The 18,046-nt window shown below is 72.2% G+C and carries 18 protein-coding genes and 1 tRNA gene; 11 read left to right on the plus strand and 8 right to left on the minus strand.

Annotated elements, in window-relative coordinates:
• Positions 1-5: 5 nt before the first annotated feature.
• Positions 6-983, minus strand: coding sequence for an HTD2 family dehydratase (locus tag KLO01_RS04010; protein WP_147062315.1), 978 nt, complete (start codon positions 981-983; stop codon positions 6-8).
• Between the two features lie 30 nt (positions 984-1,013).
• Here KLO01_RS04010 and KLO01_RS04015 point away from each other — a divergent pair, with 30 nt between their 5' ends.
• From KLO01_RS04015 to KLO01_RS04035, 5 genes are all read left to right on the plus strand, one after another.
• Complete coding sequence (locus KLO01_RS04015) at positions 1,014-2,228, plus strand: acetyl-CoA C-acetyltransferase (RefSeq protein ID WP_147062317.1); 1,215 nt, start codon at positions 1,014-1,016, stop codon at positions 2,226-2,228.
• Positions 2,225-3,439: an MFS transporter gene (locus tag KLO01_RS04020; RefSeq protein ID WP_147062319.1), complete on the plus strand. Its 1,215-nt coding sequence runs from the start codon at positions 2,225-2,227 to the stop codon at positions 3,437-3,439. The genes KLO01_RS04015 and KLO01_RS04020 overlap by 4 nt, the downstream gene beginning before the upstream one ends.
• 74 nt (positions 3,440-3,513) lie before the next feature.
• Positions 3,514-3,589, plus strand: a tRNA-Lys gene (locus KLO01_RS04025).
• Positions 3,590-3,691: 102 nt separating this feature from the next.
• Positions 3,692-4,576 (plus strand): GNAT family N-acetyltransferase, encoded by an 885-nt coding sequence (locus KLO01_RS04030; protein ID WP_147062321.1) that lies wholly within the window; start codon positions 3,692-3,694, stop codon positions 4,574-4,576.
• A 77-nt stretch (positions 4,577-4,653) separates the two neighbouring features.
• Entirely contained in the window at positions 4,654-5,088 is a 435-nt protein-coding gene (locus tag KLO01_RS04035; RefSeq protein ID WP_147062323.1) for a hypothetical protein, read from the plus strand.
• A 23-nt stretch (positions 5,089-5,111) separates the two neighbouring features.
• Here the strand turns inward: KLO01_RS04035 and KLO01_RS04040 are convergent, their stop codons facing one another.
• The 3 genes from KLO01_RS04040 to KLO01_RS04050 all read right to left on the minus strand — a co-directional run bounded on the left by KLO01_RS04040 (position 5,112) and on the right by KLO01_RS04050 (position 7,135).
• On the minus strand, positions 5,112-5,912 hold the full coding sequence (locus tag KLO01_RS04040; RefSeq protein ID WP_147062326.1) for a hypothetical protein: 801 nt from the start codon (positions 5,910-5,912) through the stop codon (positions 5,112-5,114).
• 82 nt (positions 5,913-5,994) lie between these two features.
• Entirely contained in the window at positions 5,995-6,354 is a 360-nt protein-coding gene (locus KLO01_RS04045; RefSeq protein WP_147062328.1) for a TFIIB-type zinc ribbon-containing protein, read from the minus strand.
• Positions 6,355-6,409: 55 nt separating this feature from the next.
• Positions 6,410-7,135 (minus strand): CPBP family intramembrane glutamic endopeptidase, encoded by a 726-nt coding sequence (locus KLO01_RS04050; protein WP_147062330.1) that lies wholly within the window; start codon positions 7,133-7,135, stop codon positions 6,410-6,412.
• 22 nt (positions 7,136-7,157) lie between these two features.
• Here KLO01_RS04050 and KLO01_RS04055 point away from each other — a divergent pair, with 22 nt between their 5' ends.
• Positions 7,158-8,153: an NAD(P)H-binding protein gene (locus tag KLO01_RS04055; protein WP_147062332.1), complete on the plus strand. Its 996-nt coding sequence runs from the start codon at positions 7,158-7,160 to the stop codon at positions 8,151-8,153.
• Between the two features lie 26 nt (positions 8,154-8,179).
• Here KLO01_RS04055 and KLO01_RS04060 read toward each other — a convergent pair whose 3' ends face one another.
• Genes KLO01_RS04060 through KLO01_RS04070 form a run of 3 tightly spaced genes read right to left on the minus strand, consistent with a single transcriptional unit; the run spans position 8,180 to position 11,468 of the window.
• Positions 8,180-9,415, minus strand: coding sequence for an SAM-dependent methyltransferase (locus tag KLO01_RS04060; RefSeq protein ID WP_147062334.1), 1,236 nt, complete (start codon positions 9,413-9,415; stop codon positions 8,180-8,182).
• Positions 9,412-10,191 (minus strand): DUF1365 domain-containing protein, encoded by a 780-nt coding sequence (locus tag KLO01_RS04065; RefSeq protein ID WP_147062336.1) that lies wholly within the window; start codon positions 10,189-10,191, stop codon positions 9,412-9,414. Before KLO01_RS04065 ends, KLO01_RS04060 begins: the two co-directional genes overlap by 4 nt.
• Positions 10,188-11,468, minus strand: coding sequence for an NAD(P)/FAD-dependent oxidoreductase (locus KLO01_RS04070; protein WP_246136037.1), 1,281 nt, complete (start codon positions 11,466-11,468; stop codon positions 10,188-10,190). The genes KLO01_RS04065 and KLO01_RS04070 overlap by 4 nt, the downstream gene beginning before the upstream one ends.
• Positions 11,469-11,552: 84 nt before the next feature.
• On the opposite strand from KLO01_RS04070, the gene KLO01_RS04075 reads away from it, so the two are divergent.
• From KLO01_RS04075 to KLO01_RS04085, 3 genes are all read left to right on the plus strand, one after another.
• On the plus strand, positions 11,553-12,842 hold the full coding sequence (locus tag KLO01_RS04075) for an SAM-dependent methyltransferase (RefSeq protein WP_147062340.1): 1,290 nt from the start codon (positions 11,553-11,555) through the stop codon (positions 12,840-12,842).
• On the plus strand, positions 12,842-13,621 hold the full coding sequence (locus tag KLO01_RS04080) for a DUF1295 domain-containing protein (RefSeq protein WP_147062342.1): 780 nt from the start codon (positions 12,842-12,844) through the stop codon (positions 13,619-13,621). The genes KLO01_RS04075 and KLO01_RS04080 overlap by 1 nt, the downstream gene beginning before the upstream one ends.
• A 130-nt stretch (positions 13,622-13,751) precedes the next feature.
• Positions 13,752-14,264 (plus strand): hypothetical protein, encoded by a 513-nt coding sequence (locus KLO01_RS04085; RefSeq protein ID WP_147062344.1) that lies wholly within the window; start codon positions 13,752-13,754, stop codon positions 14,262-14,264.
• 83 nt (positions 14,265-14,347) lie between these two features.
• Here the strand turns inward: KLO01_RS04085 and KLO01_RS04090 are convergent, their stop codons facing one another.
• On the minus strand, positions 14,348-15,544 hold the full coding sequence (locus tag KLO01_RS04090; protein WP_147063097.1) for a DUF445 domain-containing protein: 1,197 nt from the start codon (positions 15,542-15,544) through the stop codon (positions 14,348-14,350).
• Positions 15,545-15,641: 97 nt separating this feature from the next.
• Here KLO01_RS04090 and guaB1 point away from each other — a divergent pair, with 97 nt between their 5' ends.
• On the plus strand, positions 15,642-17,078 hold the full coding sequence (gene guaB1 / locus KLO01_RS04095; RefSeq protein WP_147062346.1) for a GMP reductase: 1,437 nt from the start codon (positions 15,642-15,644) through the stop codon (positions 17,076-17,078).
• Entirely contained in the window at positions 17,075-18,043 is a 969-nt protein-coding gene (locus KLO01_RS04100; protein WP_147062348.1) for a hypothetical protein, read from the plus strand. Before guaB1 ends, KLO01_RS04100 begins: the two co-directional genes overlap by 4 nt.
• Positions 18,044-18,046 lie beyond the last annotated feature (3 nt).

Raw genomic sequence — 18,046 nt, forward strand, 5'->3', positions numbered from 1 at the left:
CGGCGTCAGGCTCCGGCGAGCGTGCCGGTGAGGACCAGCCGGCCCTCCTGCGCCCCGGTCACCTCCGCGGTCCCATCCGCCTCCCGCACCGAGAAGCTCACGGGCCGACCCATGTATGCCGGCCCGCGCAGCCTGAAGTCGTAGCGCGCCGTCGTGGGGGAAGGGACACCTGCGGCACGCACGGCCTCGAGGGCGAGCAGCGCCGTGAGTGGACCGTGCACGAGCAGGTCTGCGTGACCCTCGACCCCCGTGGCGTACTCGCGGTCGTAGTGGATCCGGTGCGGGTTGTAGGTCAGCGCGCTGAACCGGAAGAGCATGACGGGGTCGGCCGTCACCTCCAGCGCGAGGTCGGCATCCGCGGTCGAGGGTGCCGGGTCCGCCGCAGCGCGCGGCGTCGCGGTCGCGCGGTCGGTGTCCGCGGGTGCGTCGTGGCGCAGGGCGACCCGACGCGTCTCCTCGAGGAACAGCCGCCCGTCCACGGCGTACCGGTGGGACTCGGTGATGATCATCAGCCAGCCGGTCCGGCCGGGGACGAGCCGGCAGTCCGTGACGCCGCTCGTCCTGGACACCTCGTCGCCGACGACGAACGGGTGGCGCTGGCTCAGCGTGGCCCCGGCATAGACGCGCCGGCGGGGACGACGCCTGGGCATGAGGGCGTGTTCCTCGGCATGGCCGTCCTCCGCGACGCCGCCCGAGGCCAGCGGGTCCCGGAACCAGATCTCGTGCCAGCCGAGCGGGAGGTCGTCACCGACGACGAGGGCACCTCGCCCCAGGAGCCCGCCGAGCGCGCTCGCGCGCCACGGGTCGAGGACCGTGGCGGCGTCGAGGACGGGAGGTTCGAAGTCGGCGGCCATCTCCACGAGGACGTCCGGAGCGTCGCCCGGCACCTGCAGACGTCCCGGCCGCCACCACTGCCCGTCCACGGGTTGGGCGGCTGCGTCGTGACCGGTCGTGGACGTCGTCATCGTGCTACGTTCTCCCATATTCGATAGTCTATAGAAAATGAGGAAGCGGTGCACGAGCACGACGTGGTGATCTGTGACCCCATCCGCACCCCGGTCGGCCGGTTCGGTGGTGGCCTCTCGACGGTGCCTCCAGAGTCGCTCGCCGCGACCGTCATCGCGGCCCTGGTCGAGCGCAACGACCTGCCGGGCGACGAGGTCGAGGACGTCATCCTCGGCCACGCCTACCCCACCTCCGACGCCCCGGCGATCGGTCGGGTGGCCGCCATGGACGCGGGCCTGCCCGAGGGCGTGCCGGGCATGCAGGTCGACCGCCGCTGCGGCTCCGGCCTCCAGGCCGTGATGCTCGGCGCCGCCCAGGTCGCCAGCGGTGCGGCCTCGCTCGTCATCGCCGGCGGCGCCGAGACGATGAGTCGCGCGCCGTTCTACAGCCACGAGCTTCGCGGCGGCCCGTCGGGCGCCGGCCTGCTGCTCCACGACTCGCTGGCCCGGGGACGGGTCACCGCCGGCGGCAAGGACCACCCCGTTCCCGGCGGGATGATCGAGACCGCCGAGAACCTGCGCCGCGAGTACTCCATCACCCGCGAGCGGCAGGACGAGTACGCCCTGATGTCGCAGCACCGCGCCGCCGCCGCCGTCGCCGCAGGGCGCTTCGACGACGAGCTCGTCCCGGTGAGCGTGCCCGGGCGCAAGGGCCCGACCGTCGTCGACAGCGACGAGCACCCCCGCCCCGACACCACGCTCGAGGCCCTCGCGGCGCTCCGCCCGGTCATGGGGCGCACAGACGCCGAGGCGACGGTCACCGCCGGCAACAGCAGTGGCCAGAACGACGGCGGTGCCGCGTGCATCGTCACCACCGCGCAGCACGCCCGCGAGCTCGGACTCGACCCGATCGTCCGCGTCGTCTCCTGGGCTGTCGCCGGAACGCCGGCCGCGACGATGGGCATCGGGCCGGTGCCAGCCTCCGCCGTGGCGCTGGCGCGCGCTGGTGTCGAGATGGACGACGTCGGCCTCATCGAGATCAACGAGGCCTTCGCCGCGCAGGTGCTCGCCTGCCTCGACGAGTGGAAGCTCGGCCCCGGCGACCTGGACCGGGTCAACGTCAACGGGTCCGGCATCTCGCTCGGGCACCCCGTCGGGGCCACCGGCGGGCGCATCCTCTGCACACTCGCCCGAGAGATGCGCAGGCGCGACGTCCGCTACGGTCTCGAGACCATGTGCATCGGTGGCGGCCAAGGCATCGCAGCGCTCTTCGAGCTGGTGTGAGCAGCAGGCCCGCAGCCTCGTCGACCGGGCCGTCGAAGGCCCGGTCCTTCGTGTTCCTGTGCGTGGTCACCGCGGCCCTGCACGCGGCATACAGCGCGGTTCGCGTCCTCGTCTCCTACCGGGCCCTCGACCTCGGTGGTGACGCGGTCGCGATCGGCGTCATCACCGCGCTCTTCGCCCTGCTCCCCCTCTTCGTCGCGCTCCAGGTCGGACGGGCCGTGGACCGCGACCGCGCCGGCACCTTCCTGCAGGCCGGCCTCGTCCTCACCGCCCTCGCGGTCGGCGTCATCACCGTCAGCGGCAACCTCGTCTGGCTCGGGGTGGGCAACGTGCTGCTCGGCTTCGGGCAGATACTCGCCATGGTGGCGGCGCAGGGCTTCGTCCCCGTCCTCGCAGAGCCGAACTCGCTGGACCAGCGTTTCGCGGCGTGGACCCTGAGCGTCTCCGTCGGCCAGACCATCGGGCTCCCCGTGGCCGGGCTCGTGAGCGCCTGGGGCGGCGGCGCGCGTGACGCGGCCACCACCCGCGCGCTCGTCGCCCTCCTCGTCCTGCTCGTCCTCGCTGCGCCCCTGGCGTTCCTGCTGCGCAACCCCGCGACCACCGCCCGTGAGGGGGACGAGGGGCCGCAGTCCCTGGCGACGATGCTCGTCATCCCCGGCATGGGACCGGCGGTGCTCAGCAGCCTCGCGGTGCTCACGTCGATGGACCTCGTCGCGGCCTACCTGCCCGTCCTCGGGGAGGAGCACGGGTTCACGGTCCTGCTCGTGACGATCCTCATCGCGGTCCGCACCGGCTCGTCCGTGCTGTCGCGCGCCTTCCTGCCGCTGCTGCTCCGCCACGTCACCCGAGCGCGGCTGCTCGTCTCCGCGACCCTCTGCTCCGGCGTCCCGATGGCTCTGCTGCCCTTCACGTCGTCGCCCGTCGTCATGGGCGCGATGCTTGCGGTCGCCGGCTTCTTCTGGGGCATCGGGCAGCCGCTGACGATGAGCTGGGTCGTCGGGCTCGTGACCGATCGCAACCGCGCCTCCGCACTCGGGCTGCGCCTCACCGGCAACCGGATCGGCCAGTTCATCGTGCCGCTCGGTGCGAGCGCGGCGGCCGGTGCCGCCGGCGTGGGCTCGGTCTTCCTCGCCAACGGCGCCCTGCTCCTCGGGTCGGCGTTCGTCACCTGGTCGTCCCTGCGGTCACGCCTGTCGAGCCCCTCGGACTAGGCGCGGCACCCGGCACCGTATGCCGTCCACGCTCCCCCGGTATCGTCTGCGCACGTGCGGGGCTTCCCCGCTCGGGGCCTCTAGCTCAACGGTTAGAGCTGCGGACTTTTAATCCGTAGGTTGTGGGTTCGAATCCCACGGGGCCCACCAGTGCGACCACCTCGGCAGTGCTTGGATGGGGCATGGCAACCGGCCTCTCCCGCCGCCCTCTCCGAAGGCGCGCGCAACCCCGCCCGGGGACGTGACGGCGCCGTGGCGAGACTCTCGTGGCAGCCGCTGCACGACGACGACCTGCCCGCGCTGACCGACCTGGCCCTGTGCTGCCTCGAGCGCGATGGTGGCCTGCCGTTGCTCGCCACCGAGCCGATGCTGCGCCAGCTCTTCCTCGCCGGCCAGTCGATCGGCGGGCGCGACGAGACGGGCGAGCTCATCACGGCTGCGGGTGTGTTCCTCGACCGCTCCGGTCGACGGTCCGCGAGCGCCCTCATCCATCCGTCGACCCGGTCGCAGGGCATCGCCGAGGAGCTCATCAAGTGGTGCCGGGAGCACTCGCGCGGCTCTCGGCTCAGGATCGTCGCGGAGACGACGTCCCCCGAGTCCGAACGCTTCTTCGCCGACAACGGACTGAGCCGCACCTTCGCCGAGCACGTCATGCGCCACCCGCTCCAGGAGATCCCCCGGGTGCCGCGGCCCAAGGGTGTGCAGACCTACCCGTGGACCGAGGACACCCAGCGGCTGTTCCACACGGCATACCGGCGGTCCTTCGCCACACGTCCGGGATTCCCCGACACCCCTGAGGCTGCGTGGGTCAGCAGCACGGCCGAGGACGACGGCTTCCGCCCCGACCAGTCACGGGTCGCCGTCGACCGCCTCGGCCACGTGGCCGGCTTCGTGACGATCAGCGACAACTGGGTCGACCAGGTGGGTGTCGTCCCGCGGTGGCGGGGTCACGGCCTGGGCGCCCACCTCGTCGCCAGGTCCCTGCGCGTCATGGCCCGCAGCGGGTGGTCGGAGGGGTGGCTCGCCGTCAACGTCGACAACCCGGCCCACGACCTCTACCTCAGGCTCGGCTACCGCGACGCCGGCATGCGGGCCCGCTACGAGGACATCGACCACCGGCTCGACCGGTCGCCGTGACCTGCGCCGCGGCCTCCCCGGGTTTCACCTCGATCGCGCACGAGGTGCAGGGCCGCGCCCCGGCCTAGCATCGGGACATGAGGTCCCTCGACGACGCCCACTCCCGCCCCGAAGGCGCCAGCGACGCGACCGTCGAGGCCGTCGGCAAGCTGTCCGAGGCCTTCGAGGTCATCGAGGAGGCGCGCGGCTCGCTCTATGCCTTCCACCGCAACCTCGGCCGGGCCGACCTCACCCTCGGCGAGGCCGTCGACAAGCTGCGCGAGGCCGGCCACCCCGATCTCGCCGACGAGATCGAGACCGACCTCGTCGGGCGCAACGTCCTCGCCGGACGATGGACCTTCCAGATCGTCGAGGAGTTCGACGACGGCTACTACTCGGCCTTCCGCGAGCACGACCAGCGGGTGCGCGATGCGCTCATGGATGGTCGACGACACGTCTTCGAGGCGGAGATGAAGCAGGAGCGCCGCACCCACGGGCGACCCGGCCACGAGGCCACCCCCGACGACGTCTGACCTGACGCGGGCGGTCCACCGCCTCAGAAGGGCAGCGGCAGCCCTCCGGCACGTCCCAAGGACATCAGGAGCGTGAGGACGATCCCGATGACGAGCGAGGTGAGGAACCCGCGCTGCCCACTGAGCCGATCCGCCATCGGCGGGTCCGGACGACGACGCAGACCGATGAGCTCGACGACGGCGTAGGCGACGAAGCCGAGTCCGAGGGGCAGGCCGAACGTCCAGAACCAGAACCACCGGTTCCCGGCACGCGGGGGCGGTCCGGCGAGGAGCATCACGAGGACCGCGACCGCACCAAGGGCGACGGCCCCACGCAGCCACCCTCCCTCGGAGAACTCGTAGGGCCTCATCGGCACCTTGGCCACCCGCAGCTGTCCCACGAGGGCCGTGGACACCTCAGTCGCCGCCTCCTGGTAGTCGCCCGTGGCATCGGAGACGCCCGACTCGGAGGCCACGCGCCACCCCTGAGCACCCCAGGTGCGCCAGACGAGGATGCCGCCGAGCGGGTCGCCCTCCGGCGGCAGGTAGACACCGTCGGAGGCCTCGTCGAGGTCGCCGCGCACCGTCGACATCGGGGCCTGAGTGAAGCCGAGCACTCCATCCTCGAGGCGCTCCGCGGCATACCACTGCTGGACCGACCCCTGCTGAAGGTCGGTCTGCAGCTGCTCGAACGACGACTCGCGCAGGCCGGTCGACCACGACATGACGAGCAGCCCGACGACGACCACGACGACCGCACCGCCGAACGCGACGACGAGCCGCTCGCGCCACGCCGCCAGGGGTCGCGCATCGACGGTCGCGACCTCCCCCACCTCGGAGCTCATGGGCGAAGCGTGGCACGACAAACCCCCGCTGACCAGATGTCAACGGGGGCCTGCGAGTCGGTGGCGCCGAGCGCCTCGCAGATCAGTCGAAGAGCTCGCTCAGGAAGGACTTCTTGCGGCGGTGTCCGGGCTGCCCGTAGTAGCCCTTGCCCGGCGAGGACGAGTAGCGCGGGGCCTGGCCGTAGTGCTGGGCCGCGGGCTGCCGATAGGGATCCTGCCCGTATGCCGGCTGCTGCGGTGCCGCTGCCGGCTGCGCCTGCTGCGGCGGTGCGGCCTGTGGGGCCGGCGGCTGGTAGTACGCCGTCTCGGCGTTGACGAGGGCCTCGAGCTCCCCGCGGTCGAGGAAGAGCCCGCCGCAACCGGTGCACTGGTCGACGTGGACCTGGTTGCGCTCGTAGCTGCGCATCTCCGAGCCGCACTTGGGACAGGTGAGGGTGCTCATGCCTGCCCCAACGAACGACCCACCGGGATCGTCCCGGCCTATGCGGACGAGTTCATCATCGGGCGGCGTCGAGGACGACGGGGAGCAGGAAGAGCATGCCCAGCGACCACGTGAGGTGGGTGACGATCGGCCCGAGGATCCCCCCGGTCACGCGCCGCTGGAGGCCGACCACGGCACCGACGAGGGCGGCCGCGAGGACGAGGAGGGGGATGCCCGAGCCCGCACACACGAGGGCGTAGACGATCGTCGTCACGAGGACCGCGTGCTTGCGGCCGACGGCCGCGAAGAGCGATCCCCGGTAGAAGAGCTCCTCGGCGACCCCGTTGATCGCCGTGATGACCGCGACGACCGCGAGCGAGCCGAACCGGGCGTGGTCGAGCAGCCGGTCGACCGGCTCGCGCAGCACCGGGATCCGCGCGACGGCCACGGCGCCGACGAGGAAGAGCCCGAGCAGCATCGCGCCGAGGACGAGCGACTGGACCACCGACCGGCTTGGCCGGTCACCGGCCCGCGTGTGCGCCCAGCCCAGGTGCAGCGGCCCGGACATCAGCGCGCCGAAGGCCCACACGGCCGCGAGCGCGAGGGTCGCCGGGTAGAAGAGGTTGTTGCCCGGCTCGATGCGCAGCGCCCACGCGTTGACCGCCAGACCGACGACGAGGGTGACGGCGGCGACGATGCGCCGGCGGCGGAAGGCCGCGTCGCTCTCGGTGTGGTCGCGTGGCACCGGCTCCACGAGGGCAGCGTTGAGGAATCTCCGCAGTTCAACGACCGGATTCGCCATGACGGGTGAGACGATGCCACAGATGACTACCCACCAGCAGCCCCATGTCCTCGTGACGGGCGCGACCGGCTACATCGGGTCCCGTCTCGTACCCGTGCTCCTCGAGGCCGGGCTGCGGGTGCGCGTGCTCACGCGGTCGGCGGACCGGCTCCGCGCCCGCAAATGGGCCGACGACGTCGAGGTGGTCGAGGGTGACGCCACGTCGCGCCAGGACCTCGAGACGGCGCTCGAGGGCATCGACGTCGCCTACTACCTCCTGCACTCGATGGACGGCAAGGACGACTTCGAGGAGCGCGACCGCGAGCTGGCGCGCACCTTCGGGCTCGCCGCCCAGGGCGCCGGCGTCGGCCGCATCGTCTACCTGTCGGGCCTGCACCCGAGCTCGGGCCACCTGTCGGCGCACCTCGCGTCGCGCGTCGAGGTGGGCGACCTCCTCATGGCCTCCGGCGTCCCCACGGTCGTCCTCCAGGCCGCGATCATCCTCGGCTCCGGCTCCGCGTCCTTCGAGATGCTGCGCCACCTCACCAAGAAGCTGCCGGTCATGGTGACGCCGAAGTGGGTCAACAACCGGATCCAGCCGATCGCCATCGCCGACGTCCTGCACTACCTCGTCGGTGCCGCGACCCTCGAGGGTGAGGTCAACCGGACCTTCGACATCGGCGGCCCCGAGGTCCTGACCTACCGCGAGATGATCCAGCGCTACGCCGCCGTGGCCGGGCTGCGGGCCCGCACCATCCGGACGGTCCCGGTGCTCACTCCCGGGCTCGCGAGCCACTGGGTGGGCTTCGTGACTCCCGTCCCGTCGGGCATCGCCAAGCCGTTGGTGGGCAGCCTCATCCACGAGGTCGTCTGCCAGGAGCACGACATCGACGACGCGGTCGGCGACCCCGAAGGTGGCAAGACCGCCTTCGACGACGCCGTCCGCGCGGCTCTCGGTGGGACCGCCAAGGACCGCCCCGAGCCGGGCACGGTGGACCCGGCCCGGCTCACGGCGGCCGACCCGGACTGGGCCGGCTGAGCGACCGGTCGCCCAGCGGCCGTGGCTCAGTCGCGACGCATCGTCACCTGGGCGACGTCGAGGTAGCCCGAGGCGAACCCGGCCTCGCAGTAGGCGAGGTAGAACTCCCACATCCGCTTGAACGTCTCGTCGAAGCTGCCGCCTTCGATCCGCGGCCACGCCTCGAGGAACGTCATCCGCCACCGGCGCAACGTCTCGGCGTAGTCGCCGCCGAACGCGAGCACGCCTCGCACCCGCAGGTCCGTATGCCGTCCGGTCACCTCCGAGATCGCGTCGAGCGACGGGATGAGGCCACCGGGGAAGATGTACTTCTGGATCCACCCGTAGCTGTTGCGGGTGGCGAGGTAGCGGTCGTGACCCATGAGGATCGCCTGGACGACGGCGGTGCCGCCGGGTGCGAGCAGCGAGTCGATGGCCGAGAAGTAGGTCGGCCAGTACTCCTCCCCCACGGCCTCGATCATCTCGACCGAGACGACGGCGTCGAACTCGCCGGTCACCTCGCGGTAGTCCTGCAGCCGCACCTCGACGCGGTCGCTCAGCCCGGCGGCGGCGATCCGCTCGCGGGCCAGCGCCTGCTGCTCGCGCGACAGGGTGATGGACAGGACGTCGGCGCCACGGGCCGCTGCGCGCAGCGCCAGCTCGCCCCAGCCCGTGCCGATCTCGAGGACCCGCGAGCCGGAGGCTACGCCGGCCGAGTCGAGGATGGCGTCGATCTTGCGGTGCTGCGCCTCGACGAGGTCCTGGTCGGCGAGCGGTCGCGAGTGGTCGAACAGCGCCGACGAGTACGACATCGTCGGGTCGAGGAACGCCGCGAACAGGTCGTTGGACAGGTCGTAGTGCGCCTCGATGTTGGCGCGGCTCCCGACGAGGGTGTTGCGGGTGCCGGCGGGCAGCGCACGGTCGACGATCCGTCGCAGCGACAGGAGGGGCTTGGGCAGCAGCCGACCCATCCGCGCGGCGAACGGCAGCAGGGCCTGCGCGAGGTCGGTGCCGTGGGCGGCGTGCCAGTCACCGGCCATGTAGGCCTCGCCGAGCCCGATCTTGGGGTGCTGCTCGACCCGCCGGAACAGCGCGGCGGGACGGACGACCTCGAGGGTCGGGCCGTCCGCGGAGCCGCCGCCGACGGAGGAGCCGTCGGGGTAGCGCAGGCGGACCGGCACACCGGCGACGATGCGGTGGATGAGGGCACGCGCGACGGCTCCCCGGGTGAACGGCGGGCGGGGGGTGGGGATCTCGAGGCGGGGCAGGGTCTCGGAGGTCATCGGACACTCTCCTGGGAGTTGGCAGGGCGGGGCTGGACGGGGAGGCGGCGGGCCCAGAGGCGGATGCCGTGCATCCGGATGAGGGCGCTCACCCGCTGGGGCATGAGGGGGTGGCGGGCGACGGTCCGCACGACCGACGACGACGTCGCCGGGACGAGGGCGCCGTCGACGACGGCGGTGAGGACGAGCTCGCCCTCGCGGTGCAGGCGGATGCCGACCGACACCCGCTCGTCGTCGAGGTGGAAGCGGATCGAGTACTCGCCGGACGTGTCGTTGAACGGCGAGACGTAGAAGTCCTTGTCGACGCTGGCCGCGCCGCTGGGATCGGGGCGGACGGCATACGCGTGTCGTCCCCCGTAGGTGTTGTGCACCTCGACGACGACGCCGCGCAGCGAGCCGTCGGCGGTGAGGCACCAGTAGGCGGTCATCGGGTCGAAGACGTGCCCGAGCACGCGCGCGTGCGTCAGCGCGACGACCCGCGTCACGCCGTCAGCCGGTATGCCGTCCCGCTCGAGGCAGCGCAGGACGTTCGCCTTGAGCTCGGGCAGCGTCGCGGACCCGGCGAGGTGGTCCTCGGGCCGGAAGGTCGCGACCGGTCGCAGCCAGGCCGGCAGGCGCGGCGGGTCGTCGAGGTCGACGAGCCACTGGTAGTGCCGGTGGCTGAACGTGTGCCGCATCGGCGTGTGCCGGGTGTGGTGGACCTGCCCGACCACGAGGGCCGGGAGGGCGGGGAGGGTGATCGCCTGGTCGGCGACGCGGGGCCGGACCTCGGTCATGACCACGTGACTCCCAGCGCGTGTGCCGCCTCGACACCCGAGCGACACCCGTCCTCGTGGAACCCCCAGCCCCAGTGCGCCCCGGCGAACGCCGTGCGGGCCGTGGTGATCTCGTCGCGGCGGCGCTGGGCGCGGACCGCGGCGAGGTCGTGGATGGGGTGGGCGTAGTCCATGACCGCGACGACGGCGGCCGGGTCGATGAGCGCCGTCGCGTTGAGCGTGACGTAGAGGGGGTCGGCGGCCGGCAGCCCCATGAGCCGGGTCATGTCGTAGGTGACGACCGGCCCGGTCGTCCCGACGTCGTGTCCGGGGCGGGCGACCCGGTAGTTCCACGAGGCGCGGGCCCAGCGCGCCGACGGCAGCAGCGACTCGTCCCGGTGCAGCACGGTCTCGTTGCGCGAGTAGCGGAAGGCGCCGAGGACCTCCTTCTCGGCCGGGGTGGCGTCGACGAGCAGGGCGAGGGCGTCGTCGGCGTGGGTGGCGACGACGACGTGGTCGAAGCGCTCGGCGCCGGAGCGGGTCGTCACGGTGACTCCGTCGTCGTCGCGCTCGATCGCCAGGACGCCGTGCCCGCGGCGGACGTCGCCGAGGCGCTCGGCGAGGGCCTCGACGTAGGTCGCGGACCCGCCGACCACCGTGCGCCACTGCGGCGAGCCGGTGACGCTGAGCATCCCGTGGTGCTCGAGGAACTGGAACAGGTAGCGCGCGGGGTAGTCCATCGCGTCGCCGCGACCGCTGGACCACACGCACGAGACGAGCGGGACGGCATACAGCTCGACGAAGCTGTCGGGGAAGGTGCGTGACGCGATGAACTCGCCGTAGGTCGTCTGGTCCTCGTCGTCGGTCGCGGCGAGGAACTGCGCCGCCTCGGCGTGGAAGCGGCGGACCGACCGCAGCATCGTGAGGAAGTCGCGCGAGAGGAGCTGGCGCGGGCGCGCGAGGAATCCGCTGATGCCGCGACCACCGGCGTACTGGAGCCCGGACGCGGGGTCGAGGATCGACATCGACATCTCGGTGTCGCGGACCTCGATGCCGAGGTCGGCGAACAGCCTCTGGAGGTGCGGGTAGGTCCGGTCGTTGTGGACGATGAAGCCCGAGTCGACGCGGACCTCGCCGTCACCCGACGCGATGGTGTGGGTGTGCGCGTGCCCGCCGAGCCGGTCGTCCGACTCGAAGAGGGTGACGCGGTGCTGCTGCGAGAGCACGTGCGCAGCGGTCAGTCCGGACACTCCGGAGCCGACGACGGCAGTGCGGGGTGCAGCGTCAGTCGAGGTCATGCCGTCCATTCGTGGCCCGGGTGCGTTTGGATTGGGTCCATCTTCGCTGCCCGCAGACCCAATCCAGACCAAAGGGGCCTCCGAATGTCGACCGTGAGCACTTCGTCACCCGATCTCGCCCTGCGCATCGCCGACGCACTCGTTCCCCTCCTGCGTGGGCCGCTGCCCGTGGGGCTCCGGGTCTGGGACGGCTCACGGGCAGGGCCGGTGGAGGGGCCGGTCCTGGTCCTGCGCTCGCCCCGGGCGCTCCAGCGGCTCCTCTGGTCGCCGGGAGAGCTCGGAGCCGCGCAGGCCTACGTCACCGGCGAGCTCGACATCGAGGGCGATGTCGGCGAGGCGCTCGACGTCGCTCGGGCCGCCCTCTGGGCCCGTGGCGTGACCGGGCTCGACGTCGGCGCGCTCACCCGCACGGCCCCGAAGCTCGTGTCCCTCGCGCGCGAGCTCGGCGTGCTCGGTCGACCGCTCCCCGCGCCGGCCAGCCAGGCGCGTCTGCGCGGACGCCTGCACTCGCTCGGGCGCGACCGGTCGGCGATCAGCCACCACTACGACCTCTCCAACGCGTTCTACGAGCTGCTCCTCGACCCGCACATGGCCTACTCGTCGGCGTGGTTCGGCGACGACCCGTCCGTCGCGGGCCAGTCGCTCGAGTCCGCCCAGGCCGCCAAGCTCGACCTCGTCTGCCGCAAGGTCGGGCTGCGCGAGGGCTCGCGCTTCCTCGACGTCGGCTGCGGCTGGGGCTCTCTCTCCCTGTATGCCGCGGAGCACTTCGGTGCCCGCGTCACCGGGGTGACCATCGCGGCGGAGCAGAAGAAGTTCATCGACCAGCGGGTCCGCGAGCGCGGGCTCGAGGACCTCGTCGAGATCCGGCTCCAGGACTACCGGGACGTCGACGACGGCCCCTACGACGCCGCCGCCTCGCTCGAGATGGGCGAGCACGTCGGGCAGGGCAACTACCCGACCTACGTCTCCGTGCTCCGCGAGGCGGTCCGTCCCGGTGGCGCCGTCCTCATCCAGCAGATGTCCCGTCGCGGCCGGCACCCGGGCGGCGGTCCGTTCATCGAGTCCTTCATCGCCCCCGACATGCACATGCGGCCCGTCGGCGAGACCGTCGAGCTCATCGAGGCCGGTGGTCTCGAGGTGCGCGACGTGCACGCGATGCGTGAGCACTACGTCTGGACCGTCGACGCCTGGCTCGACACCTTCGAGAAGAACTGGGAGGCCGTCGTCGACCTCGTCGGCGAGGAGGTCGCCCGTGTCTGGCGCCTCTACCTCGTCGGCGGCGGGCAGGCGTTCCGCGACGGGCGGATGGGCGTGGACCAGATCCTCGCGCGCCGACCCGGCGGTCCGGCCCTGGCCCATGAGACGGTGCGCTGATGCAGCGCTTCCTCGTCGTCACACTCCTCTCGCTGGCCGCGGCCGCGGTCGTCATGGGCGTCACCGCCCTCATCGCCCGACGCCTCGGCAAGGTCAGCGTCGTCGACATCGCCTGGGGCCTCGTCTTCGTCGCCATCGCCTGGGTGTGCACCCTCGTGGGTGCGGGACCCCGGTCCCTGCTGCTCGCCGTCCTCGTGACGATCTGGGGCGGACGCCTCGCCTGGCACATCCGCCGGCGCGCGCTCGGAGCCGGCGAGGACCCTCGCTACGAGAAGCTCCTGTCCGCGGCGCCGCCCGAGAAGCGGTTCGCGTATGCCGTCCGCCGCGTCTTCGTCGTCCAAGCGCTCGCGGCATACCTCGTCTCCATGCCGCTCCAGGTGGCCGCAGCCGCGGACGCGAAGGCGCTCGGCTGGGTCGCCGCGCTCGGTCTCGTCGTCTTCGCCGTCGGGGTCGGCTTCGAGACCATCGGCGACGCTCAGCTGTCCCGGTTCAAGGCCGACACGGCCAACAAGGGCCGGATCATGGACCGCGGCCTGTGGGCGTGGACGCGGCACCCGAACTACTTCGGCGACAGCGCCGTCTGGTGGGGCCTGTGGGTCATCTCGGCCGAGGTGTGGCCGGCGGTGCTCACGGTGTTCTCGCCGGCGATCATGACCTACTTCCTCGCGTTCGCGACGGGTGCCCGGCTGCTCGAGTCCGAGATGGCCAAGCGCCCCGGCTACCCCGAGTACATGCAGCGCACGTCGATGTTCTTCCCGCTGCCGCCGAAGCGCTCCTGACCGGCTCCCTGCGAGGTTTCCGCTGCTCAGCGGCTCTGTTTGAGCAGGCGCCTAGCCGTTCTGGGTGGCGGATTGTCATGACCTTCGAGATGAGGGCAAACCCTCACGTCTTCGAAGGAGAGTGATCCGAATGGACCCGATCTGGTGGTGGGTCATCGCAGCAGTCGTGCTGATCGCACTGGTGCTGCTGCTCGTCCCGCAGATGCGGAGGCGTCAGGAGGAGTCTCGGCGCCAGCAGGCCGCCGAGGTGCGCGAAGAGGCGCAGGAGCACTCCCACGTCGTGGGTGAACGCGAGGCGCACGCCGCCCAGGCCGAGGCCGAGGCACGGGCGGAGGCCGAGCAGAAGCTCGCCGAGGCCGAGAAGCTCGAGACCGAGGGTGCTCGCCGCGGGGAGACCGTGGCCGCGGCCCGCTCCGAGTACGAGGCCAAGGTGCAGCGCGCCGACGAGATCGACCCGGACGTCGACCTCGACGCCGACGGCCGGCGTGACGGTGACGTCGTCGCCGACGGCGACCGCCGTGGCCACGACGTCGACGGTGACGGCCTCCGGGACCGTGACGGCCTCGGCGACGGCGACGGCCGGCTCGACCGCGACGACCTCCCTGGTCGCCACGAGCGGGACGACGTCCGCCGCGACGTCTGACCCCTCGACCGACCGACCGACCGACACCCCGCATGCCGTGAGGCGTGCGGGGTGTCGTGCGTGCGGCGCCGGGAATCCCGGGGTCAGGCGGCGACGGAGGCGACGGCGTGGATGACGATGCCCGCGAGCGCGCCGACGATGGTGCCGTTGATCCGGATGAACTGGAGGTCGCGGCCGACGTGCAGCTCGATCCGCTCGGCCGCCTCTCGCCCGTCCCACTGCTCGACAGTCACCGAGATGACCTCGGCGAGCTCGGAGCCGTAGGTGTTGACGAAGAACGACACCGCCTCACCGATGTGGCCCTCGAGCCGTGAGCGCCACGGCTCGTCCTCGACGAGGTGACGACCGAGGTGCTCGAGGAGCTCGTCGCCGCGGACGTGGAAGTAGGACTCGGGGTCATCCATCGCCGTCTCGAGCGCGGCGGTGAAGGAGCGCCAGAGCCCGACGGCCGTGTCGGGGACCTGGGGGTGCAGGAGCAGGCGCTCCTTGAGCGCCTCCGCCCGCTCCATGACCTCGGGGTCGGACTGGAGGTCGTGCGCCAGCCGGACGAGCAGGTCGTCGAGGGCGACCCGGGCGGGGTGCTCCGGGGTCTCGCGGATGTCGCGCAACCAGCCGAGCACCTGCTGGTAGCTCCAGCCGATGACCTTGTCGTCTACCCACGGTGGGGACCACCACGGTGCGCGCTCGCCGATGACCGACGCGAACGTCCCCGGGCTGTCACGCAGCCAGTCGTGCAGCTGCTCGAGCCCGAGGTCGACGAGCCCGTGGTGGGTCCGCTCGTCGACGACTCCCTCGAGCAGCGATCCGGCGATCGGGCTGATCGGCTCCGTGGCCAGCCGGGGCAGGAGGAAGTCCTCGATGACCTCGCGCACGTCCTCGTCGGACAGCCGCGCGAGGCCCGCCCGGGAGACGCGCACGACCTCGGTCATGACCCGCCGGCGATGCGCCGGGGCGGAAAGCCACGTGCCCAGCCGCTCCCCGACGTGCGCTGCGGCGAGGCGTTCGCGCGCGATCTCGTCGGTGAGGAAGTTCTCGGTGACGAAGTCCTGGAGGTTGCGCCCGATCTCGTTCTTGCGCTTGGGGATGATCGCCGTGTGCGGCACCGGTAGCCCCAAGGGGTGACGGAACAGCGCCGTCACGGCGAACCAGTCGGCGAGCGCGCCCACCATCGCCGCCTCCGCACCCGCGTTGACGTAGCCCAGCCAGCCGGTCTCGTGACGGAGGGTGACGGCATACACGACCGCCGCGAGGACGAGCAGGGCCAGCGCGACGGCGCGCATGCGGCGCAGACCCACGCGGCGCTCGGCGTCGGCCGGTGACGGGGCAAGGAGACTCACGGGCACGATCCTGCTACACGGGGCCTCCTAAACTGGGACCGTGCATTTCCTCAACGGCCTCCAGCCCCAGTTCGACCTCACCTACGACGACGTCTTCATGGTGCCCAACCAGTCCGACGTCACGAGCCGCCTCGACGTCGACCTGAGCTCGGACGACGGCACGGGCACGACGATCCCCCTCGTCGTCGCCAACATGACCGCGATCGCCGGCCGCCGGATGGCCGAGACGACCGCCCGCCGCGGCGCCCTGACGATCATCCCGCAGGACATCCCGGTCGAGGTCGTGAGCGAGGTCATCGGCTGGACCAAGCAGCGTGACCTCGTCTTCGACACGGCGATCACGCTCGACCCGCACACGACCGTCGGCGAGGCGCAGGTCCTCCTCGGCAAGCGCGCCCACGGCGCCGCGGTCGTCACCGAGGGCAACCGCCCGGTCGGTCTGGTCACCGAGAAGGACCTCAGCGGCGTCGACCGCTTCGTCCAGGTGCAGGACGTCATGTCGCGCGAACTCGTGACGGTGCGCGACGACGTCGACGTCGTCGCCGCCTTCGACACGCTGAGCGAGAGCCGCCGCCGCCTCGCGCCCGTCGTCGCCGCCGACGGCACGCTCGTCGGGGTCCTCACCCGCCAGGGAGCCCTGCGCGCCAACCTCTACTCCCCCGCCGTCGACGCGGACGGCGCCCTGCGGATCGGTGCGGCCGTCGGCATCAACGGCGACGTCGCCGCCAAGGCGAGCCAGCTGCTCGACGCCGGTGCCGACGTCCTCGTCATCGACACCGCGCACGGCCACCAGTCCAAGATGCTCGACGCCCTCAAGGCAGTGCGTGACCTCGACCCGCAGGTCCCGGTCGTCGCCGGCAACGTCGTGAGCGCCAGCGGGACGCGGGACCTCATCGAGGCCGGGGCCGACATCGTCAAGGTCGGGGTCGGGCCGGGTGCCATGTGCACCACCCGGATGATGACGGCCGTCGGCCGCCCGCAGTTCTCCGCGGTGCTCGAATGCGCCTCTGCCGCACGCGAGCTCGGCAAGCACGTGTGGGCCGACGGCGGCGTGCGCCACCCCCGCGACGTCGCCCTCGCCCTCGCCGCGGGGGCATCCAACGTCATGATCGGCTCGTGGTTCGCCGGGACGCTCGAGTCGCCCGGCGACCTCTTCACCGACGAGAAGGGACGCCAGTTCAAGGAGTCGTTCGGCATGGCGTCCTCGCGCGCCGTCCGCAACCGGACGGCCACCGACACCGCCTACGAACGCGCCCGCAAGGCGATGTTCGAGGAGGGCATCAGCTCGGCCCGCATGTTCGTCGACCCGGCCCGCCCCTCGGTCGAGGACGTCATCGACGAGATCATCGCGGGGCTCCGCAGCAGCTGCACCTACGCCGGCGCCCGCACGCTCGCGGAGTTCCACGAGCGCGCCACCGTCGGCCTCCAGAGCACCGCCGGCTTCGCCGAGGGACGACCGCTGCACCAGTCCTGGTGACCCTGCGCGTGGGGTCCCGTCGCACGACCGCGTATGCCGTCCTCGCGGCCCTCGTGGTCGTCGTCACCGTCGTCACGGGCTGGCTCACCCGGCCGGGGACGACGGGGCTCGAGGGCAGCTGGGAGACGGCGGCCGTCGACGGTGACGTGCTCGGCGGGCGCGCGCTCGTGGCGTCGAGGTCCAACGTCGCCATCGACCTCGTGACCGGCACCCGGATCACCCTCGGCTCCGTGACGGGCGGGACACGCGCGGTCGGCGCCGGGCGACTGCTCATCCTCCACGACGCGACCCTCGACGGGGCCGGGCTCGACGGCCGGTCACGCTGGACGTGGCAGGGGCCGCCGGCGCACCGGATCACCCTCGTCGCGGGGGACACCACCACCTCCGTCGTCCAGGCCTGCGGCGGGACGCCCGTCGCGTGCCGCCTCATCGGCATCGGGCCCTCGGGCAAGGAGTCGTGGCAGACCCCGCAGCCCACGGCGTCGGGCACGGCAGCACCCGTCATCGGGACCGACGGCAACCTGCCGACGGTCGGAGCCCTGCCCACGCCGGACGGCACCGTCGTCCTCGTCGACCCCACGTCGAGCCGGGTCGTCCTGCGCCCGCCCGCGGCGGCGTCGGTGAGTCGCGACGGTGCACTCACCCTGAGCTCGGAGGCCGGGGGCCAGTGCCGTCGGACGACGTTCAGCTCGCTCGACCGGTCGTCGACGAGCTCGAGCGCCGGGCCGTGCGCGTCCGGTCCGCCCGGCACGTCGGCCCCCTCGGACGGCGTCACGACCGTCGAGCCCGGGCGCGCCGGGGTGTGGTGGTGGCCGTTCGGGGACGGGAGGCGGACGCTCGAGGTGGGCGGACGGCATACCGGCAGGGTCGTCGGAGGTGACCCGTTGCGAGAGCTGCGCGTGGACGACGACGGTCTCACCGTCCGTGACGGTGACGTGGTCCGGCGCTACACGTGGCAACGTTGAGCC

The sequence above is a fragment of the Knoellia locipacati genome, assembly GCF_007992835.1.
GTDB classification, from domain to species: domain Bacteria; phylum Actinomycetota; class Actinomycetes; order Actinomycetales; family Dermatophilaceae; genus Knoellia; species Knoellia locipacati.

Bases quoted from the DNA above. Each gene is read 5' to 3' on its own strand.
- KLO01_RS04010 (WP_147062315.1), bottom strand. From the start codon at position 983: ATGGGAGAACGTAGCACGATGACGACGTCCACGACCGGTCACGACGCA.
- KLO01_RS04035 (WP_147062323.1), top strand. From the start codon at position 4,654: ATGAGGTCCCTCGACGACGCCCACTCCCGCCCCGAAGGCGCCAGCGAC.
- KLO01_RS04040 (WP_147062326.1), bottom strand. From the start codon at position 5,912: ATGAGCTCCGAGGTGGGGGAGGTCGCGACCGTCGATGCGCGACCCCTG.
- KLO01_RS04045 (WP_147062328.1), bottom strand. From the start codon at position 6,354: ATGAGCACCCTCACCTGTCCCAAGTGCGGCTCGGAGATGCGCAGCTAC.
- KLO01_RS04050 (WP_147062330.1), bottom strand. From the start codon at position 7,135: ATGGCGAATCCGGTCGTTGAACTGCGGAGATTCCTCAACGCTGCCCTC.
- KLO01_RS04055 (WP_147062332.1), top strand. From the start codon at position 7,158: ATGACTACCCACCAGCAGCCCCATGTCCTCGTGACGGGCGCGACCGGC.
- KLO01_RS04060 (WP_147062334.1), bottom strand. From the start codon at position 9,415: ATGACCTCCGAGACCCTGCCCCGCCTCGAGATCCCCACCCCCCGCCCG.
- KLO01_RS04065 (WP_147062336.1), bottom strand. From the start codon at position 10,191: ATGACCGAGGTCCGGCCCCGCGTCGCCGACCAGGCGATCACCCTCCCC.
- KLO01_RS04070 (WP_246136037.1), bottom strand. From the start codon at position 11,468: ATGACCTCGACTGACGCTGCACCCCGCACTGCCGTCGTCGGCTCCGGA.
- KLO01_RS04075 (WP_147062340.1), top strand. From the start codon at position 11,553: ATGTCGACCGTGAGCACTTCGTCACCCGATCTCGCCCTGCGCATCGCC.
- KLO01_RS04080 (WP_147062342.1), top strand. From the start codon at position 12,842: ATGCAGCGCTTCCTCGTCGTCACACTCCTCTCGCTGGCCGCGGCCGCG.
- KLO01_RS04085 (WP_147062344.1), top strand. From the start codon at position 13,752: ATGGACCCGATCTGGTGGTGGGTCATCGCAGCAGTCGTGCTGATCGCA.
- KLO01_RS04090 (WP_147063097.1), bottom strand. From the start codon at position 15,544: ATGCGCGCCGTCGCGCTGGCCCTGCTCGTCCTCGCGGCGGTCGTGTAT.